Annotated in this window: 27 protein-coding genes and 1 tRNA gene; 10 read left to right on the forward strand and 18 right to left on the reverse strand. The window is 57.8% G+C overall.

Going from position 1 to position 25,040, the window contains the following annotated elements; all coding sequences use genetic code 11:
* Positions 1-3: 3 nt before the first annotated feature.
* The 5 genes from VMS83_RS02550 (at position 4) to VMS83_RS02570 (ending at position 6,944) form a co-directional block, all read left to right on the forward strand.
* Entirely contained in the window at positions 4-744 is a 741-nt protein-coding gene (locus tag VMS83_RS02550; RefSeq protein WP_325409571.1) for a hypothetical protein, read from the forward strand.
* Between the two features lie 54 nt (positions 745-798).
* Positions 799-3,510, forward strand: a complete 2,712-nt coding sequence (gene mutS / locus VMS83_RS02555; RefSeq protein WP_325409573.1) for a DNA mismatch repair protein MutS — start codon at positions 799-801, stop codon at positions 3,508-3,510.
* A complete protein-coding gene (gene mutL, locus VMS83_RS02560; RefSeq protein ID WP_325409576.1) occupies positions 3,507-5,345 on the forward strand; it encodes a DNA mismatch repair endonuclease MutL in 1,839 nt (612 codons plus the stop codon). The genes mutS and mutL overlap by 4 nt, the downstream gene beginning before the upstream one ends.
* 118 nt (positions 5,346-5,463) lie before the next feature.
* Complete coding sequence (locus tag VMS83_RS02565; RefSeq protein WP_325409578.1) at positions 5,464-6,342, forward strand: A/G-specific adenine glycosylase; 879 nt, start codon at positions 5,464-5,466, stop codon at positions 6,340-6,342.
* Positions 6,343-6,404: 62 nt separating this feature from the next.
* A complete protein-coding gene (locus VMS83_RS02570; protein ID WP_325409580.1) occupies positions 6,405-6,944 on the forward strand; it encodes a hypothetical protein in 540 nt (179 codons plus the stop codon).
* Between the two features lie 33 nt (positions 6,945-6,977).
* On the opposite strand, the gene VMS83_RS02575 is transcribed toward VMS83_RS02570, so the two are convergent.
* The 10 genes from VMS83_RS02575 to VMS83_RS02620 form a co-directional block, all read right to left on the reverse strand.
* The gene (locus tag VMS83_RS02575) at positions 6,978-7,169 is read right to left on the reverse strand and encodes a hypothetical protein (RefSeq protein ID WP_325409581.1); all 192 of its coding nucleotides are present in this window, start codon (positions 7,167-7,169) and stop codon (positions 6,978-6,980) included.
* 75 nt (positions 7,170-7,244) lie between these two features.
* A complete protein-coding gene (locus tag VMS83_RS02580; RefSeq protein WP_325409582.1) occupies positions 7,245-7,415 on the reverse strand; it encodes a hypothetical protein in 171 nt (56 codons plus the stop codon).
* A 90-nt stretch (positions 7,416-7,505) separates the two neighbouring features.
* Complete coding sequence (locus tag VMS83_RS02585) at positions 7,506-8,117, reverse strand: cobalt-precorrin-7 (C(5))-methyltransferase (RefSeq protein WP_325409584.1); 612 nt, start codon at positions 8,115-8,117, stop codon at positions 7,506-7,508.
* On the reverse strand, positions 8,114-9,118 hold the full coding sequence (locus VMS83_RS02590) for a cobalt-precorrin-5B (C(1))-methyltransferase (protein ID WP_325409586.1): 1,005 nt from the start codon (positions 9,116-9,118) through the stop codon (positions 8,114-8,116). Before VMS83_RS02590 ends, VMS83_RS02585 begins: the two co-directional genes overlap by 4 nt.
* A complete protein-coding gene (locus tag VMS83_RS02595; RefSeq protein WP_325409588.1) occupies positions 9,115-9,780 on the reverse strand; it encodes a precorrin-8X methylmutase in 666 nt (221 codons plus the stop codon). Before VMS83_RS02595 ends, VMS83_RS02590 begins: the two co-directional genes overlap by 4 nt.
* Complete coding sequence (cobJ, locus tag VMS83_RS02600) at positions 9,728-10,510, reverse strand: precorrin-3B C(17)-methyltransferase (protein ID WP_325409590.1); 783 nt, start codon at positions 10,508-10,510, stop codon at positions 9,728-9,730. The genes VMS83_RS02595 and cobJ overlap by 53 nt, the downstream gene beginning before the upstream one ends.
* The gene (cbiG, locus tag VMS83_RS02605) at positions 10,494-11,366 is read right to left on the reverse strand and encodes a cobalt-precorrin 5A hydrolase (RefSeq protein WP_325409592.1); all 873 of its coding nucleotides are present in this window, start codon (positions 11,364-11,366) and stop codon (positions 10,494-10,496) included. The genes cobJ and cbiG overlap by 17 nt, the downstream gene beginning before the upstream one ends.
* Complete coding sequence (gene cobM, locus VMS83_RS02610) at positions 11,363-12,112, reverse strand: precorrin-4 C(11)-methyltransferase (RefSeq protein ID WP_325409594.1); 750 nt, start codon at positions 12,110-12,112, stop codon at positions 11,363-11,365. Before cobM ends, cbiG begins: the two co-directional genes overlap by 4 nt.
* Positions 12,109-12,720 carry a cobalt-factor II C(20)-methyltransferase gene (locus VMS83_RS02615; protein ID WP_325409596.1) on the reverse strand — a complete coding sequence of 204 codons (612 nt, stop codon included), beginning with the start codon at positions 12,718-12,720 and terminating at the stop codon, positions 12,109-12,111. The genes cobM and VMS83_RS02615 overlap by 4 nt, the downstream gene beginning before the upstream one ends.
* Entirely contained in the window at positions 12,711-13,253 is a 543-nt protein-coding gene (locus tag VMS83_RS02620; RefSeq protein WP_325409597.1) for a methyltransferase domain-containing protein, read from the reverse strand. Before VMS83_RS02620 ends, VMS83_RS02615 begins: the two co-directional genes overlap by 10 nt.
* Before the next feature lie 199 nt (positions 13,254-13,452).
* Here VMS83_RS02620 and VMS83_RS02625 point away from each other — a divergent pair, with 199 nt between their 5' ends.
* Entirely contained in the window at positions 13,453-14,541 is a 1,089-nt protein-coding gene (locus VMS83_RS02625) for a HAMP domain-containing sensor histidine kinase (protein ID WP_325409599.1), read from the forward strand.
* Between the two features lie 139 nt (positions 14,542-14,680).
* Here VMS83_RS02625 and VMS83_RS02630 read toward each other — a convergent pair whose 3' ends face one another.
* From VMS83_RS02630 to hemB, 5 genes are read right to left on the reverse strand one after another with little or no spacing between them, the layout of a single operon-like run.
* Positions 14,681-15,136, reverse strand: a complete 456-nt coding sequence (locus VMS83_RS02630; protein ID WP_325409601.1) for a phosphate-starvation-inducible PsiE family protein — start codon at positions 15,134-15,136, stop codon at positions 14,681-14,683.
* Positions 15,137-15,138: 2 nt separating this feature from the next.
* Positions 15,139-15,900, reverse strand: coding sequence for a uroporphyrinogen-III C-methyltransferase (gene cobA, locus VMS83_RS02635; protein ID WP_325409603.1), 762 nt, complete (start codon positions 15,898-15,900; stop codon positions 15,139-15,141).
* Entirely contained in the window at positions 15,897-16,781 is an 885-nt protein-coding gene (hemC, locus tag VMS83_RS02640) for a hydroxymethylbilane synthase (protein WP_325409605.1), read from the reverse strand. The genes cobA and hemC overlap by 4 nt, the downstream gene beginning before the upstream one ends.
* Entirely contained in the window at positions 16,772-18,013 is a 1,242-nt protein-coding gene (hemL, locus tag VMS83_RS02645) for a glutamate-1-semialdehyde 2,1-aminomutase (RefSeq protein WP_325409606.1), read from the reverse strand. Before hemL ends, hemC begins: the two co-directional genes overlap by 10 nt.
* Positions 18,010-18,987, reverse strand: coding sequence for a porphobilinogen synthase (hemB, locus tag VMS83_RS02650; protein WP_325409607.1), 978 nt, complete (start codon positions 18,985-18,987; stop codon positions 18,010-18,012). The genes hemL and hemB overlap by 4 nt, the downstream gene beginning before the upstream one ends.
* Positions 18,988-19,126: 139 nt before the next feature.
* Here hemB and VMS83_RS02655 point away from each other — a divergent pair, with 139 nt between their 5' ends.
* Positions 19,127-19,771 (forward strand): hypothetical protein, encoded by a 645-nt coding sequence (locus tag VMS83_RS02655; protein WP_325409609.1) that lies wholly within the window; start codon positions 19,127-19,129, stop codon positions 19,769-19,771.
* A gap of 153 nt (positions 19,772-19,924) precedes the next feature.
* Here VMS83_RS02655 and hemA read toward each other — a convergent pair whose 3' ends face one another.
* Positions 19,925-21,208: a glutamyl-tRNA reductase gene (gene hemA / locus VMS83_RS02660; protein WP_325409611.1), complete on the reverse strand. Its 1,284-nt coding sequence runs from the start codon at positions 21,206-21,208 to the stop codon at positions 19,925-19,927.
* Positions 21,201-21,827 carry a bifunctional precorrin-2 dehydrogenase/sirohydrochlorin ferrochelatase gene (locus tag VMS83_RS02665; protein ID WP_325409613.1) on the reverse strand — a complete coding sequence of 209 codons (627 nt, stop codon included), beginning with the start codon at positions 21,825-21,827 and terminating at the stop codon, positions 21,201-21,203. The genes hemA and VMS83_RS02665 overlap by 8 nt, the downstream gene beginning before the upstream one ends.
* Positions 21,828-22,089: 262 nt before the next feature.
* On the opposite strand from VMS83_RS02665, the gene VMS83_RS02670 reads away from it, so the two are divergent.
* The 3 genes from VMS83_RS02670 (at position 22,090) to VMS83_RS02680 (ending at position 24,102) form a co-directional block, all read left to right on the forward strand.
* Positions 22,090-22,161: transfer RNA gene (locus VMS83_RS02670), tRNA-Gly, on the forward strand.
* A 130-nt stretch (positions 22,162-22,291) separates the two neighbouring features.
* A complete protein-coding gene (locus tag VMS83_RS02675; RefSeq protein ID WP_325409615.1) occupies positions 22,292-23,047 on the forward strand; it encodes a hypothetical protein in 756 nt (251 codons plus the stop codon).
* A gap of 485 nt (positions 23,048-23,532) precedes the next feature.
* Complete coding sequence (locus tag VMS83_RS02680; RefSeq protein WP_325409616.1) at positions 23,533-24,102, forward strand: flavodoxin family protein; 570 nt, start codon at positions 23,533-23,535, stop codon at positions 24,100-24,102.
* A gap of 252 nt (positions 24,103-24,354) precedes the next feature.
* Here the strand turns inward: VMS83_RS02680 and VMS83_RS02685 are convergent, their stop codons facing one another.
* Positions 24,355-24,729 (reverse strand): ArsR family transcriptional regulator, encoded by a 375-nt coding sequence (locus tag VMS83_RS02685; protein WP_325409618.1) that lies wholly within the window; start codon positions 24,727-24,729, stop codon positions 24,355-24,357.
* Between the last annotated feature and the right edge of the window lie 311 nt (positions 24,730-25,040).

Raw genomic sequence — 25,040 nt, forward strand, 5'->3', positions numbered from 1 at the left:
TTAATGAGCAGCATTATCACGCCGGCCCTGGAGACCTTTGTCACGGTCATCGGCGCCGGTCTACTTATCATGGGACTCTCGAGGCTGCTCGACCATATCTGGGCGCATTCGCTCCGGTATCCCCTGCTCTATCTGATCCTTACTGCCCCGGGAGTCATCGTCCACGAATGTGCCCATGTGATCGGCTGCCTTCTTGTTGGTGCAAAAGTCCGGGACGTTGTGCTTCTCTCAAAAGAGGGAGGGAGTGTCTCGTACTCTCCGCCGGCAATCCCGGTCCTCGGAAACCTGATTATCAACACTGCCCCGCTCTTTTTCCTCCCGTTGGTCCTTGCTGCACTTACCTGGCTCTTTGGCACGTACACCGGCTGCTCGTTTGCCTCAGCAATGCCCTCTCTTGATACGATCACGTCCCTGTTCAGCATGGTTGAAGCGATCGGTACCACGCTGTACCAGAATCTTATCATTGCATTCAACCCCTGGTTTATCCTCTACCTGTACCTGGTAACGAGCCTTGCCATTTCCTTCTCTCCCAGTGTGCAGGATATCAGAAATGCTGTTGCCGGCCTGGTTATCCTGATCCTTGCCGGCCTGTGTATTCTTGTTATCAATATCCCGGTTATCAAGGGGGGATTTCTCGTGCTCCTGGGCCTGCTTGCCACCGGTCTTGCAATCGGGCTCGCATTCGGTCTTGTTGCGCTCCTTGTCTCTCTTCCTGCCCTTATCTTCTATCGTTCCAGCTCCTGATACGGTCACGCCGGATCCGTACGGTTTAATCTCCTGCCGCCCATAGTACTTTTGATGACTATTGCGCCTTCCCCCGGCACCGGCCCATGCGCCGATGATGGCAAAAATCTTACCCCGGGTATGCGGCAGTACCGGGAGATCAAGGCGCAGTACCCCGATGCCATCCTCTTTTTCCATATCGGGGATTTCTTTGAAACGCTGGAAGATGATGCCGTGGTCGTGTCAAAGGAGCTCGATCTCGTGCTCACCTCCCGGTCGAAAAACGGCGACCAGCGTATCCCGCTCGCCGGTGTCCCCCATCACGCGGGGGAGGGGTATATTGCCCGGCTCGTGGCAAAAGGCTACAAGGTCGCGATCTGCGAGCAGACCGAAGATCCCAGGACCGCAAAAGGGCTCGTGAAGCGCGAGGTGGTCCGGGTGATCACCCCCGGTACAGTGATCGACCCGGCCATGCTCCCCTCATCAGCTGCCGCGTACCTGATGGCCCTGTCGCCCGGTGCCAAAGGGGCAGACTGGGGCATGGCACTCCTGGACATCTCCACCGGCGAATTTTTTGTGGTTGCCATCCCGGCTGAGGGCGTTTCCGGGAGTATCCGGTCCGAGATCGCCCGGTACCGCCCGGCCGAATGCATCGTCCCCTCCACGGTTGATGAAGAGATGCGGGCCCTGATGAGCAGGGACGACGTGGTGGTAACTCCCTATGCCGATGACCGGTTCCTCCCTGACCGGGCCAGCCGTACCCTCTGTGACCATTTCGGGGTCACTTCCCTTGCCGGCTATGGCTGTGATGCCATGCCCGCGGCGATCGGTGCGGCCGGAGCGGCACTCTCGTATGCAGCGGAGACCCAGAAGTCTGCGCTCCCGCACGTGAGTGCCCTTGCCACACGTTCATCGGCCACAGGAATGATGCTTGATGCGATCACGCTGCGCAACCTGGAGGTGCACGAGAGTATCCGGGGCGGGGCAAAGGGCGCTACGCTTTTTTCCACCCTTGACCGGACGAAGACCCCGATGGGCAGCCGGCTCCTGCGCCGGCAGCTGACCCGGCCGCTTACGGAGATTGCGCGGATCAATGCCCGGCTTGATGCGGTCGAATACTTCACCACCTCGGCCACGATGCGCATGTCCCTGCGGGAGCTCCTCACGCACCATGCCGATATCGAACGGATAACCGCGAGAATCGCGTACGGGAATGCCGGCCCCCGGGATCTCGTTGCTCTCGCGGACTCGCTTGCCACTCTCCCGGAGATCCGGAATCTCCTTGCCTCGTCCACGACGGGATCAGGGACCGGGATACCCGATCGTGTTACAGCGGCCCTGGACTGCCTGATAGATCTCCCGGCCATTATCGATCTTATCCGGAGAGCGATCATTGATGACCCTCCTGCGATCGCAAAGAACGGCGGCGTTATCCGTCCGGGATTCTCTCTGGAGCTGGACGGTATGACCGGTGTCCTGCACTCCGGGAAGAACTGGATCATAGAGCTCCAGCAGCAGGAACGGGAGAAGACCGGTATTAAATCCCTCAAAGTAGGGTACAACCGGATCTTCGGCTATTACATTGACATAAGCAAGAGCAACCTCTCGCTTGTCCCGGCCCGCTATGAACGCCGGCAGACTACGGCGACGGGGGAACGGTACACGATCCCGGAACTCCGGGAAAAAGAGGCCCTGATTACCGATGCTGACGAGCGTGTCCTTGCACTCGAGCGCTCGCTCTATGCCAGCCTGATCGATGAGATCAGAAAAGAAGTTTCCGCATTCCAGCGGATAGCCCAGGGAATCGCCGCGCTCGATGTCGCAGCAGCACTGGCGGACGTGGCAGTGGATTTCGACTATGTGCGCCCCCTGCTGGACAAGGGAGATGCCATCACCTGCCGGGATGTCCGGCACCCGGTGGTTGAACGGAGCCTTGCCGGGGGATTTGTCCCCAACGATACCGAACTCTCCGGGTCAAAGACCCAGATCATGATCATCACCGGCGCAAACATGGCAGGAAAATCCACGTACATGCGCTCGATAGCGCTCTGTTGTATTATGGCACAGGCGGGAAGTTTTGTCCCTGCACGGTCGGCCCGGATTGGCATCATTGACCGGATCTTCACCCGGGTCGGTGCATTTGACGATCTCGCCAGCGGCCAGAGCACATTCTTTGTTGAGATGCTCGAGCTGGCAAACATCCTCAACAACATGACAGGAAAAAGCCTTGTTATCCTTGACGAGATCGGGCGGGGCACCAGTACTGCGGACGGATGCTCGATCGCCCAGGCGGTGCTCGAATACCTGCACGGGAAATCGGCAGCCGGCTCAAAGACGCTCTTTGCCACCCATTTCCATGAGCTCATCGGGATGGAGGGAGAGTTAAAACGGGTGAAAAACTACCATTTTGCCGTGCAGGAGACAAAAAAGGAGGTCGTCTTCCTCAGGAAACTGATCCCCGGGGCAACCGACAAGAGCTACGGTATTCACGTAGCCCGTCTTGCGGGCATCCCGAAGAAAGTCACCGAACGGGCCGATGCGATCCTTTCCGATACCCTGAGCCGCGATACTTCCGGGGGCGCGAAAGCCCGGCGCTACACCCAGCTCCTGCTGGTGGATGACAGCCTGCCGGCCCGGGCCGCACCCCCCGTGCCGGATCCGGTGATCGCAGAGATTGCCGGTCTTGACCCGGATGCCATGACCCCGATGCAGGCGCTTGCAAAACTGGCCGAGCTCAAAAGACGTGCAGGGACATCCGGCAGATCCCCCAAAGAGAGGGATGCATGACCGCAGAGGAGCATTCCCCTGTCATACGGGTGCTTGACCCGGCAACCGTCAACCAGATCGCGGCCGGCGAGGTGATCGAACGGCCGGCATCGGTGGTAAAGGAACTCGTGGAGAACGCGATCGATGCCGGCGCCCGTACGGTACGGATCGACATCACGTCCGTGCAGGGCGGGATCGCAGCGATAAAAGTGACCGATGACGGGTGCGGGATGCAGCCGGCCGATGCAGAGCTTGCCTTTGTTCCCCATGCAACGAGCAAGATCCGCAAACTCGATGACCTGTTCTCGATTCATACCCTGGGATTCCGGGGCGAAGCACTGGCGAGCATTGCCGCGATCGCAAAAGTAACTCTCGTTACCAGGCCCCAGGGCAGCGGCAGGATGCCCGGCACCCGGATTGTCGTGGTCGGGGGAGAGATCACCACACGGGGCAAGACCGGGGCACCGGAGGGCACCAGTGTGCTCGTGGAGGAACTCTTCTTCAATACCCCGGCCCGGAAGAAGTTCCAGAAGAGCCTGACAACAGAGATCGCGCGGATCCACGGGATCCTCGAAGGACTCTGCCTCGCCTGCCCGCAGGTCTCGTTCCGGTTTTTCCATAACAACCGGGAGCAGCTGGTCACCGAACGGACCGGACGATCCCTCGACACGATCGCCCGGATCTTTGGGAACGATTATGCACGCGAACTTATTCCCGTAGCAGCCGACCTGCCGTTCATGCGTATCTCCGGTTATGTTTCCCGACCGGCCCTTTCACGCAAGGATCATGACCGGATTCTAATCGCGATCAATGGCAGGTACATCACGGCGCCTTCCCTGACCACCGCAATCCGCGAAGGGTACGGGACTCTCCTCCCCCACGGGCGGTATCCTGTCGCCTTCCTCTCGCTTGCGATCGATACCCGGCTCGTGGACATCAACGTCCATCCCACAAAAAAGGAGGTCCGGCTCACCAAAGAAAAAGAGATCGCAGAGGGTGTGCGCGACTCAGTGCGCGCAGCACTTGCTACGGGCGACCTGATCCCCGAGGTGACCGCCCCGCAACCGGTGTACCAAAACCTGGATGCCGGGGAGAGCGATACCCTGCCTGTGCCGTATGTAGCGGAACCCGCGGATCCCTACTGCGCCGGGACGATCACAGTCCCGGCAGTACCAGGCACACTCTCGCCCTTTACAGAACCGACCCATAGCGGTACGGCCTTGACTGACTCCCGGCTCCGGCAGACCGAGCTTGCCAGCGGCATCCCCCCGGTCACTGCTGTTGTGCCGGAGATGGACGTGATCGGGCAGATCGGCGGGATCTATATCCTTGCTGAAGCTGCCAATGGGGAACTCATTATCATTGACCAGCACGCAGCCCACGAGCGGATCTTCTATGAGCAGGTGAGCAGGAGCATGGCGGCCCGGCAGGCGCAGGAACTGCTTGTCCCGGCAATCATCCACCGCCCACCCAAAGACGCCGCGATCCTCAAAAGCCTGATCCCTGCGCTTGCGCAGGAAGGCGTCATCATTGAAGAGTTCGGTGCCGGGTCCTTTTTGGTCCGGGCTGTCCCTGCCCTGATGGGCAAGGTGGAGGGCCCCGCAATGATCGATGACCTGGTAAGCGATCTCCTCCACAAGGACATGGACCGGCCGGTCAGCGACCGGGAGCGGCTCACGCGGATTATTGCCTGCCGGAGTGCGATCAAGGCCGGCACGGTCTGTACCATCGAGCAGTGCCGGAGGATTATCTCCCAGCTCCGGGCCACAAAGATGCCGTTCACCTGCCCGCACGGCCGGCCCACCATGATCCGGTTTACGCGGGGGAAACTGGACGAGCTCTTTGGGCGGACATAATACATCCGATACCTCCGCTGCATCCTTCCCCCCGGCTCGTTCTGCCTGCAGCAATACCAGTTTTTATCCAGAACCACGATGAGAGTATCAGGGAGAAAACGCATCCCGCCGCCACACCATGAAGAAAAGTACCCAGACCTGCCTTGAAACGATCGGCCCGGCCTTTTCCCGGGACAACCTGACCGATGAGGCAGCAGCACAATTCCGGGATCTTGTGCTCGCGTTCTATACTTCCCGCGGCCGGCACGATATGCTCTGGCGCCACACAGAAGACCCGTACCGGATCCTTGTATCGGAGATTATGCTCCAGCAGACCCGGGTGGACCGGGTTGCAATAAAATATCCCGCATTTGTTGCAGCATTCCCGGACGCCGCTGCCCTGGCCCGGGCACCTCTTGCCGATGTCCTTGCCGCATGGCAGGGTATGGGATATAACCGCCGGGCTGTGGCCCTGAAAAAATGTGCCGAAAAGATGGTAAATGAATTTCGTGGAACACTCCCCCGCGACCCGGAAGTCCTTGCCACCTTTCCCGGTATCGGGCCTGCTACTGCCTCTTCCATCTGCGCCTTTGCCTACAACCTGCCGGTGATCTTTATCGAGACAAACATCCGCCGGGTCTTTATCCATTTCTTCTTTGCCGATGCCGAAGCGGTGACCGATGCGGAGATCCTGCCCCTTGTGGAACGAACACTTGACCGGAGAAACCCCCGGGCATGGTACTGGGCACTCATGGATCTCGGGACGGAACTCAAAAAAAGCGTGCCCAACCCCAACCGGAGAAGCACTGCGTACGTGAAGCAGGCGCCGTTTGCCGGCTCGGACCGGCGGATACGGGGCCTGATCCTGAAATACGTGATCGGAAATGCCCCGGCCCGGGAGCAGGCGATCATCTCTGCGCTTACCGAAGAACCCGCCCGGGTGCGCCGGATCCTTGCAGCACTCCAGAACGAGGGCTTTCTCCGGAAGGGAAAGGACGGGTACCGGATCGCGGAATAGGCCGTTTTCATCCTGCTCCCATCACCATATTGATATATCCGGTTGTCCACATCTGCGTGAGGATGCTTATGCCGGACCTCAAGGATATTCCCGACAATGTGCGATGGCGGTACGCTGCCGCGTGCGCTGCAAAACTCCCGGCGCTGTACGAGATCGCCTTTCGCGAAGCCCTCGGGCCGCAGTTTGCCACACTCGAACAGGAGATCTGGATGGAGATCGCAAAGATGGTCAAAGACATCGTCCACACGAGCTCCTTTCCGGTCAGGAATGCAAAGGAGATTGCACTTGCAGTCCAGAATGCTACCATCATCCTTTTCGGGCCGGAGTACGGGGGGGAGACGATGGAGGTCACAAACGACGGGGCAGTGGTCATTGTTAAGCGCTGCCCGTTTTTGATCCATAGTTACACGCTTGCAAACGACCATGAGCGGGCATTCTCCCGGTGTATGGCACTCACGCTTACGGCGGTCCCGCTCCTCAACAAAGACTATACTGCCCGGTACGTGCGGACCATGTGCACCGGGGACCGGCAGTGCGAGATGAAGATCGAGAAAAAGCCCCCGGCCGCAAAGAGCGGGGAAAAGGCCGCGGAAAAGAAGTAATATCTTTTTTGATTCACGTATCAGTCAACGGCGTTATTTCAGGATATACCCGATGACAATACAGATGATTCCCGGGTAGAAGAGCACGCCAAAATACTGGCGGACATCTGCCGGGAGGAACCCAAGACCGTTGAGATCCGGGATAAGCATCAGGATTATGCCGATAATGAAGAACAGGTAGCTGAGCTGGACCTTTGAGATCGGTGATTGTTTTGCTGAACTCATGGTGTATGCCCCGTATCCAAGCGTATGACCGCAATCCGTAAAAGTGTTTTTGCAGGGAAAGGTTCGGCGTTGGCTTCAGCCGGTCCTTGTGCGGTCATTGAGGACCAGGTATGCCACAAGGCCGAAGATGATGCCCACGACAACGGCAAACCCCGGTGGGGTGCCGATCACGGTAACGATAACCGCAACAAGGATCCCAAGCAGGATCCCTTTCATCCGGGGTGCCGTAAGACGCTGGATCTTCATACCATTCTATGGGGTCAGGACAGGTAAATAGGATCCCTCTATCAGGTTCCTTCAGTCCTCAACGAAACCCGGCCAGTAATGAGTTTTCCCTCAGGATTTTTTTGCAGCAGCTTCCGCGAACGGGCCGATCACGAGGGAATAGAGATCAGTATCCGGGAAAGGCGGAGCGACAAGATCTCCGGTCTGGATATGTTCGTCAGGATAGCCGAGGTTTTCACAGACCGCGATCCGGACCGTTGCAGCAAGCCCCATGGTACCGAGACGCCGGTACAGTTCGTTGACGTCAAACCGGGGATCGGCAATAAGAAAGACGATTTTTTCCCGTCTGAGTTCCTCGATGGTCTCCTGCATGGCCCGGTCATGGCCCCGTCCATGGGCCACGATCACGGCCACGCGGGAGAGCGGGATATGGAGGCGGGCAGCGGTCACCTGCAGGGAGGAGATACCGGGGATCACTTCGCCGGGCAGGTACCCGAGACCGGCAAGCATAGGATCGCCCGTGGAGAGCACGACCGCGTTCTCGGGAAGCGCCGAGAGGTTCCGGTAATCGCTGATGGAGCGCACGGTGCAGTTGGCCGGGATCAGTTTCTGCACCATGTCGATGGCCCGGCTGGACCCGTAGATGAGGCGTGCCGTACGGATTGCCTGTACTGCCTGCTCCGTGAGCAGGCCCGGCCCGCATCCCACACCTACAATCTTCATGGACTCTCCGCGATAATGGTCCCTTCCCGGTTCACGAGTACTACCCTGATTCGGGGATACTTTTTCTTATACGCTGCAAGAACAGGGGTGACTGCCGCAAAAAATGCCGGCGAAGACGCAAGCTCTTCTACGGTCGCAAACCCGGTGCTATCGAGAATATGCGGTTCGATGTATTTTAAGATCAGGGCCGGAAGGCCACAGAGCGTAACGTTTCCCTTTGCCGCAGAGAGCGCCTCTTTGATCTTTCCCCCGGCAAGCACCACTTCGTGATCAGGAAAGAGCAGCCGGGCATACCGGAGTCCGATCCTGCCGGTGGTGATGACAACATCTTCTGCCCCGGCAACCCGGGCCATCACCGATTCTTCGAGGTGGTCGTCCCAGGGCTCCACGAGGCCGGTGGATCCCAGTACCGAGATCCCGCCCTCGATCCCGACCTGGGGGTTGAGGGTCTTTTTCGCAACACGCTCACCGTCCGGGATCGAGAGCGTGACCGTGGTGCCAGAAAGGCCGGTCTCTGCAAGCGCCTCTTCCATGGAGGAGAGGATACAGGCAAGCGGTGCCTCGCTGATGGCCGGCTCACCCTTTTTGTACCGGGGGGTATCCCGGATATACCGTCCGATACCCGTTCCCGGTACCAGCAGAATACCCTCCGGTGCTCTCGCGGCTTCTGCCACAAATTCGAGGCCTGCCGTCACATCCGAGGGATAATCCCCGGCGTACTTTTTGCAGGACGCCCGCCCGTCCCGGGCAGTGACCGGAAGATCCGCTTCAAGCCCGCAGGGAAGACGGATGCGGACTTCAGTAATGTTACCGGACAGGGAGAGGATCGCCGCCTTGCAGGCTGCCGCAGCCGTGGTCCCGGTCGTATATCCCCGAAGGAGGACGGTGCCTGATGCCGTGAGCACCGCAAAACCACGGGCTGCCAGGGAAAGGCCGGCAGGGTTGGTTGCCTTTGCCTCCCAGGTTGCAGGGTACAAAAAACCGGTAACCGGGTCCCTCATGACGCGGATTCCTCGATCAGGATCGTGATACATTCATTGATGGCCGCCACCGCCACCGGGGTACCGCCCCGGGTCCCTTCCGTGGAGATGGAGGGGATCGCAAGCGTCCGCAGGAAGGCCTTGGATTCCGCTGCATTGACAAAACCCACCGGTGCGCCGATAACAACTGCGGGCCGGACGCCTTCCCGGATCATATCGCAGACCAGAAGAAGGGCAGACGGCGCATTGCCGATCACGACAATGGAACCGGCGAGCCGTTCCCGGAGGGCAACAAAGCCGGCAGAGCTCCGGGTAATCCCCCGTTCGCGTGCGATCTCTCCCCCGAAATCGAGTGCGCAGAGGATCTCCGAATGATGGCCTTTTTTCTGGATGCCAACCTGGACCATGCGGATATCGGTAATAATGGGGGCGCCGGATTTGAGCGCTGCTACCGCGGCCGTAACCGGGTCAAGGCTGAACCGGAGCAGGCCGGCCATCGCAAAGTCTCCCACCGCAACAGAGCAGCGTTGCCGGACCCGGTCCTCGGGACTTTCGTTTCCCACCATCTTTCGGGCAAGCGTCCTTGAGGTCTTGGAGATCTCGTAGGCCTCGCGGGTGGTTGCACCGGGGTCAATATACGTATTTGCGTTGGTATCCGCGTGGCGTGATGATTCCTTTGACATCGTTACCCATCCTCCATATCCTGCTTTCGCTTCCGCCGATAATGACGGTCGTGTGCATATCGATTGCGTCCATGACACTCTCGATCTCCCCCAGGGTCACAATCACCGGCTTCTCCTGCCCTTCCCGGAGGGCGTTTTTCACCACTGCAACCGGCACGATCGGCAGGTAGTACTTCCGGGCATGCTCGATGGCGAGCGCAAAGTTGTGCGGCCGGCCCTGGCTCCGGGGGTTATAGAGTACGACCGGGATCCCAACCGAGAAGGCAGCATCGAGTCGTTTCTCGATGATCTCGAGCGGGGTGAGCAGGTCCGAGAGGGAGATAACCGCAAAATCGCCGGAAAGGGGCGAACCCACAAGCGATGCTGCGGCATTTGCGGCAGTTACCCCCGGCACGATCTCGACCGGGATCTCCGCTCCCGAATGTTCGAGCACCTCAAGGACAATCCCTGCCATGCCGTACACGCCGGCATCCCCGCCCGATACGATCGCGACCGGATGCGACTGTGCAAGCTCGATCGCTTTCTTTGCCCGCTCCACTTCCTTCCCCATCGAGCTCCTTATCACCTGTTTGCCTTCGATTAAGGGACGGATGGAGTCAAGGTAACTGTCGTTTCCAATCACGTACTCTGCACGGGCGATCGCGTGGGCTGCCCGGACGGTCAGGTACTCCGTGCGGCCGGGACCAATCCCGACAATAAAGAGACCCGGGGACTCAGCGGGCGATGGCAATGGTCACCTTCGAAAAAACTTTCTTTCTCATGATCAGTTCCCGGTGTTTTGAGACTGCAAGCGCACACGGCTCGGCCACCCCGACCAGGCCGATCTTTTTTGCCCGGGAAGGCGTGGCTGGCACCTGCGCGTTAATAGTGTCATCATCCAGGAATATTAAATTGGCAGGGATTGCGGCAACCGCATTGCAGAGCCCGGCCTCATTGCATTTTTTCGCGGTTGTGGCATAGACCATGACCTTATCCTTTGGTATCCCTGCTTCAGCAAGCGCCTCTTCTATCGCCCGGGTCACCTCGACATCCGTCACCCCTTTCCGGCAGCCAATCCCTACCGTGTATTCGCCCCGGTGCACCAGGATCGAGACATCCGGGCCGGCAAGGACAACCCCGGGGCCGGGAATGGCATAGACCTTTGTGGTGCCGTCCAGGATGCCGGCATTCACCGCCCGCGTTGAGTCACGGCACACGATATCGCAGCCGGAACGATCGGCAATCCCTTCGACCGAATCATGCCCGGTAGCCTCGGTGGCCGTGGAAATGACCGGGGTGAGGCCAAGGCCGGCAAGCTTCTTTGCAAGCGCATTTGCCCCGTGGTGACCGCCGACAAGGGGGACGGCGTACAAAAAGTCCGGCGTAACCACGACCACGGCCGGATCGGTCCACTTGTCCGAGAGCAGCGGGGCAATTCCCCGCACCACGATACCCATGGACATCAGGGCCACGATTTGCCGGGCTTTCGGGAAAACCCCGGCAAAGATACCGGCCTGGTACTCGATTACCTCCGCATTGAGGAATGCCGCGATCCGCCGGGCATCCGGCAGGAACCGGCCAAGAGCGATCACGACCGTGTCTGTCATGAATAGAGGTACGAGGTAACGTGCCCCTCTTTTTCCGTACCAACGACCCCGCCGATGAGCAGCAGGGCCGTGTGCTCAATGCCGGCCGCCCGTGCCTTTGCCGCGATGTCAGCTACCGTACCCCGGACTACTTTCTGGTCCGGCCACGAGGCATGGTACACCACGGCTGCCGGGGTCTTGTTATCGCATTCGAGCCTTGCGGTGATCTCTTCGAGTTTTTCGGTACCAAGGAAGATGACCAGCGTTGAATCCAGGCGCGAGAACTCCGCGATCTGGTCCTTTGCAAGTGTCTTTCCGGCCGGGCGGGTGACAATCACTGACTCCGAGACACCCCGGAGCGTCAGCTGCGTCCTGAGCGCGGCTGCGGCCGCAAAGAGGGAGGAGACACCGGGCACGACTTCGGTCTCGATCCCCCGGTCTTCGAGCCGTTCCATCTGCTCGACAATCGCACCATACAATGCAGGATCACCCGAGTGGAGCCGTACTACCTTTTTACCTGCCTTTGCGTGCTTCTCCAGGGCATCGACCATCTCATCGAGGTGCATCCCCCAGCTGTCCTGTTTTACCGTTGCTTTCGATGCGTCCACGAGTACCGGGTTAACCAGCGATCCGGCGTAGATCAGGACATCTGCGGTATTCACGAGATCCTGTCCTTTGACCGTGATAAGCCCGGGATCGCCGGGTCCGGCGCCCACGAACCAGACCTTTGCCCCGGTCTTTCTGCGGGATTTTTTTATGCCGGTCATTTCCGGCGCCTCGCGTACAGCACGCTCATGTAATCGCTCTTCTCCGGGATCTCGTCATCCCGGTACACTTTCATGTCGGGAAAGAACATCCGTTCCACAAGGACAAACTCGCTATAGCCTTCCTTTTTGAGACCGGCAATGATCTTTTGCGGGCGCCGGGCCTTGAGCCGTATAAGGGCTGATGGTTCTGCACCGTCAGAGACAAGAAAACCCCCGTTCAGCGGGACTTCGGCTGCCGCGGCAAAGGCCGTGATCGAGCTGATCCCGGGTTCTGTCCGGTACTCGATCCCCGGGTGGTGCTCTGCAAGGATCCCGCAGAGGCGGGAGAAAGTGGAGAAGAAGTTCGGATCGCCGAGAATCCCAAAGACTGCGAGTCCTTTTTGTGCCACGGGTGCGATCTTCTCTGCGTTGGCCTCAAGGCATGCCCGTATCCGGTCCTCATCATCGGTCATGGGAAAATCGAGCATAACAGATTCGCGGTAGGGGGCTACGAGATCTGCAGCGATCCGGCCCGGGACAAAGACCGTGTCGGCCTCTTTCAGCAGCCGGACGGCACGGAGCGTTAAGAGTTCCGGGTTTCCCGGGCCAAGACCAAGGCCTACGAGCATGCTGCACCAGCCCCCACGATGATGTAGACCGGGTCAATAGGCTTGAACATCATGCTCTTTCCAAGTGCATGCGAGCGGGCCACCTGGACCTGCACGGTCTCGCGGAAGATCCCTAATGACTGCATGGCAGTCGTTACAGTTGCAAGGGTGTCCACGAGGACAGCATTGACCACGATCACCCGCCGGACTTTCTGTGCGAGGACAGGAAGAATTGTTTTGATCTGCTGCGATCCCCCGACAAAGGCGCAGTCAAAGAGGGGGGCCGTTGCCAGAAAATCCGTTGCTTCCCCGCAGAAGAATTCAATATTCATTAGCCCTGCTTCCGCAGCTGCTTTTTTCGCGTACGCGATCGCTTCCGGGCGCCGGTCAATGGCGTACACCTTTTTTGCCCGGGCTGCGGCAGCAATCGCCACCTTGCCGGTCCCGCAGCCGAGGTCAAGGACCGTATCGCCGGCGGCAATACCCATCTTAAAAAGAGAGACCGCCATGATCTCGTCCTGTGTCGGACCGCCGGCAGGCACTGCGTCGCCCATCTCCACAACTTTTGTTGCGGTAATGTATTAATCCTTGTTTAACCGTGGAGAACTGTCAGCCCGGCGATGAAGGCCTGACAGGACATCCTCGGATTTCCTGCGCCCGGCCGGAAGAAAGCGGTTGGCCCTGGTGAACCTTATCGACGGACATATATACAATATTCTGGAAGTTATTGTAGAAACAGTCCCGGAGAAAGGAATGAGCGAAAGCAATTTGACGAGTACCTTTTATAACCCGCCCGACCAGCTGAAATTCCTGGTTCTGATACTCCTTGTGCTCACCGGAGTCTTTCTTGAGTGTATCGTCCACTACACGTATCATGTCTCGGTCGTGTACACACAGTTTTACTATCTTATTGTCGTGATTGCCGGGCTCTGGTACGGCAGGACCGTAGTTGCCATTGCGCTCTTCTTTGGTGTTCTCGAAGTGATCGTCAGCTGGCTGCTTGCCCCGGGATCGATCCCGTACGAAGCGATCCTCCGGGCCCTGATGCTCGTCATTGTCGCGGCGGTCATCTGGAAGGTCGTGGAGGAGATGACCCGGTATCATGAACGGGTTATTCTCCAGAATACCGAGCTGAAAAATGTCAATGTCCAGCTTGACTCCTCCCGGGCAGCGTTCCTGCTGGCGAACAAAAAACTTAACCTCCTCTCCGGGATCACCCGCCACGATATCAAGAACCAGCTGACCGCACTCCTTGCCTATATTGAGCTTACCCGGATGATGCCGCAGGATCCCGAGATGACCGCAACCATCGACAAGGAGGAGGTTGTTGCCAACAATATCCTCCGCCAGATTGAATTTACCAGGACCTACGAAGACATTGGCGTCAAGGCTCCCCTGTGGATTAATGTGGCGCAGCAGATGGCGCTCCTTTTGCCGCTGGTCAGGTCTGCCGGTATTACCCTTGAGATCACCACCGGAGATCTTGAAGTTTATGCCGACCCGTTGCTGGAAAAAGTGTTTGAGAACCTGATAGACAACTCTCTCCGGCACGGTGAACATGTTAAACGTATCTCGGTATCGTACGAACGAGGTGCCTCCGGCCTTCTCCTGATCTACCGTGATGATGGGGTGGGGGTCGCCGCAGGAGAAAAAGAGAAGATCTTCGAACGGGGCTTTGGGAAGCACACCGGTCTTGGACTCTTTATCACCCGCGAGATCCTCTCAATTACCGATCTGTCGATTAGCGAGCACGGGACACCGGGTGCCGGGGTGCGGTTCGAGATCGTGGTCCCGGAGGACTGTTACCGGTTTGGCGGGAACGCCGCTCCAGCCGGCACCTAAAGGAAATCAACAGGGACTCCAGGTAAAAATACCTTCAATCCCCGGCTTTTCGTGCGGATATTTTTAAAATTGTCGTACAACCGTCAGAATGGTTGCCGCAAAAGGGACCGTGCAGGGAAAACCTGCCCGAAGCTGTTTTTCAGGATTTTTCCTGCGGTATATCGACAGTTTTCCTGTCCTTCCCGCTCCCGATCACCACGCCGGCTTGTTTTATCAGGTAATATGCAGCCGCAAGACCGACGATGATAATCCCAATCCCGATCAGTTCCCCGGAATCCGTTGACGCCGGGTCAAGCAGGATCACCTTCCGGGCAATCGCAATAATGGCCAGGAGTACCACGATCTCCACGTGGATCACGTTCTCGGCAATATAGGCCTTCATGGTGTCCAGCAGTTCCACCGTAATGAGCACGAGCAGGAAAGCGCCGAGCACGGCAACAATCTCGCGGCTGTCGAGCAGGTTCAGGGAGGGAATGAACAGGTAGGAGACAATCATCGCGACCAGTTCTGCTATCGCACAGATCAGGACCGCACCCAGCAGGATGATCAGAACCGTGTACACAATCCGTTCAAATTTGTTGATTTCGTCAAGCATCGCTACGTCGCCTCCGGGGGAATCAGGTCAGGCCGCCGGGGATCGTAGAGCCGGACAACGTCGCCAATCACGATCACGGCCGGGGGTTTTACCCCGGCTTGTACGGCCAGTTCGCCAATCCCGGAGAGCGGGCCGGTCGTGATCCGGCGGTCTTTGCGCAGACCGCGCTCGATGATCGCGACCGGTGTCTCCGGGTTTTTTCCATGGGAGAGGAGGGCCTTTGCAATGTTAGGCAGGTTTGCCACGCCCATCAGGATCACGATTGTGCCCCGGCTCTGTGCCAGCAGTTTCCAGTCCAGTGCCGGTGCGGGCTTGGTCGGGTCCTCGTGACCGGTAAGGATGGTCACCTGCGAGGCATACTTCCGGTGCGTAACCGGGATCCCCACCGATGCGGGGACTGCAAGCGCACTGGAGATCCCCGGCACCATCTCGACAGGAATGCCTGCTGCCCGGACCGTCTCCAGTTCCTCGCCGCCCCGCCCAAAGAGGAACGGATCCCCGCCCTTGAGCCGGACAACCCGGTGTCCCTTTTTGGCCCGGTCCACCATCAGGGCCTCGATCTCGTTCTGTTTGAGCGTGTGGTGGCCGCCGTATTTCCCGCAGTCGATCTTCTCGGCGCGGGAGGGGAGACTTGAGAGGATCTCCTCACCGGGCAGCTGGTCATAGAGGATGACATCTGCCGCTTCGAGTAAGTCCGCTGCCCGCTGTGTCAACAGTCCCGTGCCACCCGGGCCGGAGCCCACCAGATAGACAATGCCCGTCATAAGGAGATCCCCAGGGTATGGTATGCATCCGCGATCAGGTCGCCGGCCCGTGCCCGGAGGGCCGTGCCCTCTGCCCGGGCCTCCTCGAGCGTCCCGATCTTCTTTTCAATCCGCTCTGTCTTTGTACCGTCCAGCGAGAGGACTTCTGCGATCAGGTTGCCGTCCCTGCAGAAGATGCCCATGGGGGTAAAACAGCCGGCTCCCACCTGCTCCATCACCGCACGCTCAATCGCTACGTCCCGCCGGGTCGCGGGATGGTCGAGGCCGGAGAGCACTTCCATGATCGAAGGGTCTGCCCGGCTCACGACCGCTATCGTTCCCTGGTTGGGGGTGGGAACAAATTTCTCCGGGGGCAGGCGTTCGCCCGGGATCCGGATACCGAGCCGGGTAAGGCCGGCCTCGGCAAGCACGATCGCGTTGTACTGCCCTTCGCTCATCTTCCGGATCCTCGTATCCACGTTCCCCCGGAGATCCTTGATCTCAAGGGAGGGGTCGTGGCGGAGGAGCTGGGCCCGGCGCCGGGTGCTGGACGTGCCGATCATCCTGACGGCCGAGACCGGGCCGGAGAAGGCAAGGAAGTCCGCGGGAGAGTCCCGGGGGAGGATCGCGGACGTAAACAGGCCCGAGGGCCGGATCGCCGGGATGTCCTTCATGCTGTGAACAGCGCAGTCGATCTCGTCATTCAGGATCGCATCATCAAGCGCCCGCACAAAGACGCCCTGTTTTCCGATCGCGTGGAGGGGGACACCCGTTACCTCGTCCCCCTGTGTGCTGACGATCTTCTGTTCCACCTCGATGCCGAGGGCCTGGATCTTCTTTATTACGATAGCCGTCTGGGCAAGCGCAAGCCGGCTGCCCCGGGTCCCTACCCTCAGAGACATGCGGTGTACCCCCCGGCAATGGTCGCAAGATCGTCAGCAGTATGCGCTGTGGACAAAAAGTTGGTCTCGAACTGGGAAGGAGGGAGGAAGATCCCGCGGGCAAGCATCTTTTCCCGGAACCGGCCAAAGGCAGTCGTGTCACACTCTTTTACCTCTGTATAATTCTTCGGGGCTGCAGGCCGGAAGAAATACTTGAACATCGAGCCGAGCTGAACAAACGAGCCGCCGGCCCCGCTGCCGATGGATTCCCTGATGGCCCGGGCCTTCTCCGCGAGGTCGGGATAGATCCCGGGGTGGTCGTGTAAATAACGGATCGTGGCGATCCCGGCAGCAAGCGATAGAGGGTTACCCGAGAACGTGCCGGCCTGGTACACCGGGCCCTGCGGTGCCACAAGGGACATGATCTCCTTTCTCCCGCAGAAGGCGCCGATGGGCAGGCCCCCGCCGATAATCTTCCCAAGTGTCGTGATATCCGGCCTGACCCCGAACATCTTCTGTGCTCCGCCAATCCCGAGCCGGTAGCCGGTGATCACCTCATCGAAGATAAGAAGCACGCCATAGGCGCTCGTGATCTCCCGGATCTCCCTGAGGTAATGGTCTTCCGGCAGGACCGGCCCGATGTTCCCGAGAACCGGCTCGATGATCAGCGCAGCGATGTCGTGGTGCGAGGCAAGCGTTGCTTCGAGTGCCTCGACATCGTTGTAGGGCAGCTGCCGGGTATGGGCAACCAGAGCGGGGAGGACTCCCGCCGAATCGGGAACTCCCATCGTGGTGGCGCCCGAGCCGGCTTTCACGAGCACCGCGTCATGGGCTCCGTGAAAACCCCCTTCGATCTTGATGATATCTGATTTTCCCGTGAACCCCCGGGCGAGCCGGATCGCGGCCATGGTTGCTTCCGATCCGCTCGATACGAACCGTACCATGTCCATGCCCGGGTGGTCTCCGGTGATGAGCCGGGCAAACTCCGGTTCGTATGGCGTAGGTGTGCCGTAGAGCCACCCCTTTTCCAGCTGGGCGGCGATCACTTTTTTGATCTCCGGGTGGGCATGGCCGAGGAGAAGAGGGCCGTAGGCCATGCAGCAGTCGATCAGGTCTGCACCGTCAACCGTGGTGATATGGGATCCGAGAGCCTTTGCCGTGTAAAAGGGATAGGGCTTAATTGCCCGGACCGGACTTGAGACACCGCCGGGCATCAGCCCCCGGGCCTCCGAAAACAGGTCCTCGCTCTTCATGCCAGCCACCCGCAGGCATCGTAGGCAAAATAGGTGATGATGAGATCGGCCCCGGCTCTCTTGATACAGGTGAGCGTCTCAAGGACGGTCTCTTTTTCTTTTATCCAGCCGCGTTCCGCGGCCGCCTTGATCATCGCGTACTCCCCGCTCACCTGGTACGCGGCAACCGGGAGACCCAGGGTCGTAATCTCAGCAAGCACATCGAGGTATGGGCCGGCCGGCTTGACCATCAGGATGTCGGCCCCTTCCTGTGCATCGAGCTGTGATTCCAGGAACGCCTCGCGGCCATTGGCCGGGCTCATCTGGTAGGTGGTTCGGTCGCCAAAGGAATAGCCTGACTCCGCTGCCTCGCGGAACGGCCCGTACAGGGCAGAGGAGAACTTGGTCGAGTATGACATGATCAGGGTCTCCTTGTAACCGGCATCGTCCAGTGCCGCCCGTATCGATCGGACCATGCCATCAAGCATGCAGGACGGAGCCACGATATCGGCGCCGGCCCCGGCATGGCTCACTGCAATCCTGTCCATGAGGAGGAGGGACTCGTCATTGAGGAGGTCCGGTCCCCCGCAGCGGCTGTCACCCACGATCCCGCAGTGGCCGTGGCTGGTGTACTCACAGGCACAGACATCGGTGATCACGACCATGTCCGGGCAGGCTGCCTTGATCCGCCGGACCGCCTGCTGGACAACACCTTCAGGATCGTAGGCACTGGTGGCCATGTCGTCCTTGTGGGCCGGGATCCCGAAAAGGAGGACTGCCCGGATGCCCCGTTCCTGGAACTTCCCCACCACGTTTGCGATCTCACCGATCGGGTATCGCGACTGGCCGGGCATGGAACTGATAGGCACCGGAGCAGAGGAGGTCTCATCCACAAAGAGCGGGGCGACGAGATCATTGGCAGTCAGGTTAGTCTCACACAGAAGGGGCTGGATCGTGCGGGAACGGACCCGCCGCATTCGTCTCTCGGGGAACATGCGCACCACACTTTGACGCTTACTAACAGTTTGCTGGTGCATCGTATTTATGGTTATATTATCCGGGTACCGCCGGTTTTTCCGGTCTTCATGGCCGGACGTAAAAACCTATATCCCGTTGCCGGTGTCACCTTTTTTTATGCAGCGTTCTCTGTTCCTGATCCTTTCCCTCCTGGCCTGCGCTTTTCTCCTTGGCGCCGGCTGCACGTCAACGACCCCGTCACCGGCTTCCACTACCCCCGCAGCCACGATTGCGCTTGCCCCCCTTGCCCTCACGCCGGCCGATATCCCGGCCGGCTTTACCCTGCAGTCAGCCCGCGAGAAATCTCCTGATGAGATGAGTTCCATGGCAAAAGATCTCGGCTGGCAGGAGGGTTACGTGGCCTCCTGGACTACGCCCGCGAACGGGACTGCCGGATCGACTGTCATCACCCAGACCATCACGGTCTACACTGCAGAGAACCAGTCCTCCCTGGTCTCTCTCGTTGCTTCCAACGAGCAGCAGCAGGCAGGACTTGCGTTCTCCGATCTGCCCCTGCCGGCCACCGGCCCTGATACCCATGCCCTTTCCGCTGCAGTTGTGAACGCAACGCCGGCCTCCACTCCTGCCGGGGGATTCGGGCCATTGCAGTCCGGATCAGCGTCGACTGCCCCCACACAGGGGTACATCGAAGTGATCTTTGCCAAGGGACCGGTCCTCGAGGTTGTCCGCATGACCGGGCCCGGGGCAGATTACGCCACCCTCAAAACACTCGCAGAGACCGCGTACGCAAAACTCGGCTGATCCCCGGGCCAAGGATCACCGGATATCAGATTTTTTTAAAAACCCGGTGTTCCGGGACCTTACGTTACAAGAGCTGGGATACGTTCACGGTCGTATCCGCAGTGTATTGTTTCACACAAAAAAGGAGGGTTAACCCCCATAGGATCCGGGCCGCTACTCCGGGATCTCTTTTCCCTTCTGCAGATCCGCGGCCATGCCCCGCGTGAGCGCCTGGACGAGCGCTTCGGCGGCATCCCGGTCTCCCTCTTCGGCACAGGCGCGGATGGAGGCCGTTGCATCGGTAAGGATCTTTTTGGTGAGCACCCGGGTGAGGTCATCGATCACTTCCGTTGTCCGTTCATCCGTGCTCCCCAGCCGTGCAAGGGCCTTGTCCCGTTCCCGGAGCCGCACGGTCTCGGCCCAGGAATGCAGGGCGGCAATGCAGTCGTCCGCGGATTTCCGGTGCAGCTGGCGGACAAAGTGCTCGAGTTCCTCGTCCACGTACGCGGCTGCCCGTTCTGCCTCTGCCCTGCGGGTACTCATGGTCTGCTCGTTGACCTGCCGGAGGTCATCGATGGTAAAGAGCCTGACCCCGTCAATGGCGCCGGCACCTTCCTCCACGTCCCGGGGCTGCGCAATGTCCACGATAATGAGCGGGCGGGGGTGGCCCTCCACCGGCCAGCACCGGGCTTTCATGGACTCCTTGAGCTCGGCCTTGTGAATGACCGGGTGCGGGGCGGACGTGCAGGAGATCACCACGTCCGAGAGGGTGATATAGTGGTACAGCTCGCTCATCCGGACGGCTTTTCCGCCAATCTTCTCTGCAAGTTTCACCGCCCTCCCGAAAGTGCGGTTCGCAACATACATCGCGGTCAGCTGTTTTGCGGCAAGTGCCTGGGCGACCAGGAGGCCCATCTCCCCGCTCCCGACCACGAGGATGTGCCGGCCCTCAAGGGTGCCCAGCTCGGCCTCGGCTAGAAGGACGGCAGCCGAACCCACCGAGACCGCCCCCCGGTTGATCCTGGTGGTCTGGCGCACTCCCACACCGACATGGACCGCCTTGTTGATGCAGAGTGCAAGAAACGGGCTTGCAGTGCCGGCCGCCTCGCCGTCAGCGAGTGCCTTTTTGAGCTGGCCGATAATCTGGTCCTCGCCCACGATCATTGAGTCGATTCCCGCCGCAAGCGAGAGGAGGTGGTGCAGGGCATCGCGGCCTTCCAACAGGAAGAAACCCTTTCTTCCCTGCCGTTCGAGAAACTCCTTCAGGCTGTCTGCTGACCCCTCCACGATCACCTCGACCCGGTTGCAGGTCTGGAGGAGAAGGACACCCCGGAAATTTTTCTGTGCAGCGGCAAGAAACGCCGGTTCGTCAGCGAACCGGAAGGCCTCAAGGGCCATCACGTCCGCGGTATGGTGGCTGACGCCGGCGATGGCGAGCCGTGACGGGTGCTTATTCATGGAGATACCGCTCCTTCACCCGTTCCCACGCCCGTTCCGGGGATTCGGACAGGAGCGTCCAGACCGTCTTGTCGCGGAGCACCTCCCAGAGGATACGCCGCCGTGTCTCCGGGGTGGTGTTGCCTTCTTTTAACATCTCGCGCAACCGGTGCTGGAGCAGCACCATGGCATCGAGCGCCGGGTAACTCTTCTCGATCTCCTGCCGGATGAACCGGGAGACCGCGGGGCTCTGGCTTCCCGTGCTGACCGCGATCGTGTAGAACTCTCCGGTCGAGATCGCCGGGATCACCACGTCGCCCGGTGTCCCGTCCGCGTTGTTGAAGAGCACCCCGTGCTCCTTGCAGAGCGCACCGATCCGGTCGTTCTCGGCCTTATCCGAGAGAGCGCCGATCACCAGGAACGCCGGGGCGATCAGCAGCCCGAGATCCGCATCGTTTGCCTCCCTCGTATTGAGCACCTGGAGCTGGACCGGCAGCGCCTTGACCGAGGGGGTAAACGTCCGGCTCACCACCAGCACGTCGGCCTCCCGGGAGAAATGCCCGGCCTTGCGTGCGGCCACCTCTCCTCCCCCGAAGACAACCACCCGTTTGCCTGCGCACTCCACGAAGAGCGGGATCATTGATCAATATGATAGAGCAATGCCGTACTTTAAGATATGGAAATTATCCCGGGCTTCGCGGGAAACCAGTCCCGGGACTATCTCCGGAGGGCTGCACCGCCACAGGTCTGAGCGCAGAACCCCTCTGCTTTCCGGCCCACCGTACGTCCCCGCAATCCCGATCCCGCTGCATCCGGGGCAGCAGCAGTCCCGTCCGCGTGTTCCGGGAGCCTGCAGGTCGATATACTTAAATTGTAGGAGTACCCACATTGTAGAGCACACTGCGCCGATAGTGTAGTGGTTATCACTAGGCGTTGCCAACGCCTAAACCCGGGTTCGAGTCCCGGTCGGCGCACTTCTTTTGCTGCCTTGAAGAGATGAGGCAGTGCGGTCTTCTTTTTGTGCAATTTTCAAAAATAGTCTCATTTATGTCGATACCAATCTTACCCAAATGATTTTTTATATTACAAGAAAATAAAAAAACTATGGGTATTTTAGATTTCTTAAATAACAATTCAAATTTGCTTTTGGTTCTTGCCAATTTATGTTTGGTATTTGTAACAATAATTTATGTTGGACTCAACATGAAGATTCTAAAATTAACCCAAAGACAAATTGGGTTATTGCAAATTCCTATTATTGGAATTGAGATTGATGATATGTATATTAACGAAGATAAATATGGGGGTGATCTTCAAGTTATTTTAAAAATATCAAATTTAGGTACTGTACCGGCACTCGAAATTAAAGTAGATTCTGAAATAAAACTAAAATATTCAAAATATGGTGATGAGAAAATACCTTCTACTGATGGACTCTCATTTCACCCATTTTTGCGTGCGGGGGAAGTATTATCTCAAAACTCTGATTTTATTAGTGTGACACAATTTTATGATTCTCTTTTTGCAAAAAATTTAATGTTAAATTTCAAAAAAAATAACGAGTTAAATGAAGAACGATTGAAAAATGCACAAGAGGTTAAACACGATTCAGCTACATTATCCATCTACATTTATTATAAAAATAACTTGAATCAAAATTTTCGAAGTTATTTTGAAACTAACATTGTTACAGATTTTGGAAGGAATAAACAAGCAAATCCCTCTGATGAAAGTCAACATCTAATACAAATTTATCTTCAGAACCGGAAATTTTGTTCAGAACCTATAAGCGAGAGGGAATTTTTTGAAGAAATAAAAAAGAGGGAAGTAAAACGAAAAAAGATTCAAGAAATGGCCTAATTCAGGCTTTTCTTAATAATTATTTCTATATTAACTTGTCATTCCATATTAGATTCTTCCGAATAATTCTGTCTTCTCCAGCTCCCCGGTCTGGATGAGGGGTAGATTTGCAGAATCAGGCATTTCTCGGCCTTCTCTCTATTTTTCTTTTCATGATAGCCAACGAATCTTTGTAAAAAGCGATTCCACCCCCTCCCTGCTGATGCAGGGAGTCGCTCGGGCGCCTCACCGGGCCCTCGCTGGGCGAGTGCGTGTTTGTGCGCCTGCTCCACAACACAACGCTTCGTCCCATTAACCGAACTCTCTCCGGCCAAGGATCCCGGTAAATGCGTAGCGCAAAACCCGATGAGGCGTTTTGCGCGTTTGGCATCGTTTTGTTTAAGCCGATCAGACACTTCCGTTTCCCCGGCCCGGACAAAAGCGATGACAATTCTTTATCCCGTAAACCCGAATAAGTAACTGAATACCTAAGCCAGGGAGGAAAGATGAAAATCATCGGAATTATCGCAAGTCCGCACAAAGAGGGCAATACTGCCTGGGCCGTAAACAAAATACTCGAAGGTGCGAAAGAACAGGGCGCGGAAACCCGGTCATGGTCTTTCAGCGATCTGGATATCAGCCCGTGCAGTGGTTGTCTTTGCTGTCACAATGGGAACGATCGGGGTTGTGTGATCGATGACGATATGCAGGAACTCTATGACGCACTTGATGAGGCAGATGCCCTTATCCTTGGCTCACCGGTGTACATGGGGCAGATGAGTGCCCAGGCAAAGATATTCACCGACCGGTTATTTGCGAAAATCTCTCCGCGATTCTCACCGCATTACAAAGAAAAAGTTACAAAACAAAAGCTGGTTCTGGTGTTCACTCAGGGGAATCCGGATCCCGGCATGTTCCGTGAGTATTTCGATTATACGAAAAAAATGTTCCAGATCCTGGAATTTGATGTCAAAGATGTAGTTGTGATTGCCGGCATGCGGGAGAAACCGGCTCACGAACGAAAAGAGCTGGTCTCTGTGATGAAAAATGTGGGGTCATCGCTGGTTTCGGAATGATACCCGGCATTATGAGAATATTATGCCCAGTGCAGATCTGCCAAATCCCGTTTCCCGATTCTTTTAATCCGGCTTGAGTTCTTCCGATCTCCCGCCAAGATCCCGGTAAGTGCGTAGCGCAAAACCCGGTGAGGCGTTTTGCGCGTCTGACATCATTACTGCAAATTGCACCGGAAAAAAACATTGTGAAGAAATTCTATATTCATAAAAAAATTGGCGAATCAAAAAAGAATTTACCCAAACCCCATTGCGTTATGCGATGAAGGTCCGCAACTTCTGGATCATCTCGAGCTGGTTTGCTGCTTCCTTGTGTTTTTCCTTCTCGATGCTGTCCATGATATCGGCGATGGGCCGGGCGAGCTCGTAGATCTTGACCGGGCGGCCCTTGCTCTCGGATTTGATCTCGCGGGCGGTAATCCAGCTCTGGTCCTTCAGGTAATGCATGGCAAGGCTCACTTCGGGCTGGCGGAGATCGGTGCCACGCTCAATGTCCCGCGAAGTGGCCTGGGGGGTATTGGCCAGGAAGACCAGCACTTTTGCCACGCACTTCTTTGTCCCAATCTCGATGAGGAGGTTTGCAAACGCTTCCTCCTTATCGGTAAAATACATCACATTTTCCGATCTCATGCCATCACACCAGGATCCTGACGGTGAACGTCCATACGATTGTACGTATGTAATGTATATCTTATAAATCGCCATATAAGTATTCTGTTTTTATCGCCGTGGATATGACGCCCGGCAATGCCGTATTGACCAGGATCCCGGCCAAGGCGTGGCAGACACCATCCCGCGCTGCACGAAACACCCTGATCCACTTCAACCCATCCGGGCCCGATTTGAGCCCGGACGGTCCTTTTTTGGGTCCCATCGGAGCCCAGATTGGGCTCCGTTTTAAACAAAGCCCAAATAAGCCTTATTTTGGCAAACAGACGAAA

The sequence above is a fragment of the Methanoregula sp. genome, assembly GCF_035543475.1.
Taxonomy (GTDB): domain Archaea; phylum Halobacteriota; class Methanomicrobia; order Methanomicrobiales; family Methanospirillaceae; genus Methanoregula.

Coding starts and splice junctions, on each gene's coding strand:
- VMS83_RS02655 (WP_325409609.1), top strand. CDS start 19,127: ATGCAGCGTTCTCTGTTCCTGATCCTTTCCCTCCTGGCCTGCGCTTTT.
- hemA (WP_325409611.1), bottom strand. CDS start 21,208: ATGAATAAGCACCCGTCACGGCTCGCCATCGCCGGCGTCAGCCACCAT.
- VMS83_RS02570 (WP_325409580.1), top strand. CDS start 6,405: ATGCTTATGCCGGACCTCAAGGATATTCCCGACAATGTGCGATGGCGG.
- VMS83_RS02680 (WP_325409616.1), top strand. CDS start 23,533: ATGAAAATCATCGGAATTATCGCAAGTCCGCACAAAGAGGGCAATACT.
- hemC (WP_325409605.1), bottom strand. CDS start 16,781: ATGTCTCTGAGGGTAGGGACCCGGGGCAGCCGGCTTGCGCTTGCCCAG.
- VMS83_RS02590 (WP_325409586.1), bottom strand. CDS start 9,118: ATGAGGGACCCGGTTACCGGTTTTTTGTACCCTGCAACCTGGGAGGCA.
- VMS83_RS02615 (WP_325409596.1), bottom strand. CDS start 12,720: ATGCTCGTAGGCCTTGGTCTTGGCCCGGGAAACCCGGAACTCTTAACG.
- cobA (WP_325409603.1), bottom strand. CDS start 15,900: ATGACGGGCATTGTCTATCTGGTGGGCTCCGGCCCGGGTGGCACGGGA.
- hemL (WP_325409606.1), bottom strand. CDS start 18,013: ATGAAGAGCGAGGACCTGTTTTCGGAGGCCCGGGGGCTGATGCCCGGC.
- cbiG (WP_325409592.1), bottom strand. CDS start 11,366: ATGACAGACACGGTCGTGATCGCTCTTGGCCGGTTCCTGCCGGATGCC.
- mutL (WP_325409576.1), top strand. CDS start 3,507: ATGACCGCAGAGGAGCATTCCCCTGTCATACGGGTGCTTGACCCGGCA.
- mutS (WP_325409573.1), top strand. CDS start 799: ATGACTATTGCGCCTTCCCCCGGCACCGGCCCATGCGCCGATGATGGC.
- VMS83_RS02625 (WP_325409599.1), top strand. CDS start 13,453: ATGAGCGAAAGCAATTTGACGAGTACCTTTTATAACCCGCCCGACCAG.
- VMS83_RS02595 (WP_325409588.1), bottom strand. CDS start 9,780: ATGTCAAAGGAATCATCACGCCACGCGGATACCAACGCAAATACGTAT.
- VMS83_RS02630 (WP_325409601.1), bottom strand. CDS start 15,136: ATGCTTGACGAAATCAACAAATTTGAACGGATTGTGTACACGGTTCTG.
- cobM (WP_325409594.1), bottom strand. CDS start 12,112: ATGACCGGCATAAAAAAATCCCGCAGAAAGACCGGGGCAAAGGTCTGG.
- VMS83_RS02675 (WP_325409615.1), top strand. CDS start 22,292: ATGGGTATTTTAGATTTCTTAAATAACAATTCAAATTTGCTTTTGGTT.
- VMS83_RS02550 (WP_325409571.1), top strand. CDS start 4: ATGAGCAGCATTATCACGCCGGCCCTGGAGACCTTTGTCACGGTCATC.
- VMS83_RS02580 (WP_325409582.1), bottom strand. CDS start 7,415: ATGAAGATCCAGCGTCTTACGGCACCCCGGATGAAAGGGATCCTGCTT.
- VMS83_RS02665 (WP_325409613.1), bottom strand. CDS start 21,827: ATGATCCCGCTCTTCGTGGAGTGCGCAGGCAAACGGGTGGTTGTCTTC.
- VMS83_RS02620 (WP_325409597.1), bottom strand. CDS start 13,253: ATGGGCGACGCAGTGCCTGCCGGCGGTCCGACACAGGACGAGATCATG.
- VMS83_RS02565 (WP_325409578.1), top strand. CDS start 5,464: ATGAAGAAAAGTACCCAGACCTGCCTTGAAACGATCGGCCCGGCCTTT.
- VMS83_RS02575 (WP_325409581.1), bottom strand. CDS start 7,169: ATGAGTTCAGCAAAACAATCACCGATCTCAAAGGTCCAGCTCAGCTAC.
- VMS83_RS02585 (WP_325409584.1), bottom strand. CDS start 8,117: ATGAAGATTGTAGGTGTGGGATGCGGGCCGGGCCTGCTCACGGAGCAG.
- hemB (WP_325409607.1), bottom strand. CDS start 18,987: ATGTTCCCCGAGAGACGAATGCGGCGGGTCCGTTCCCGCACGATCCAG.
- VMS83_RS02685 (WP_325409618.1), bottom strand. CDS start 24,729: ATGAGATCGGAAAATGTGATGTATTTTACCGATAAGGAGGAAGCGTTT.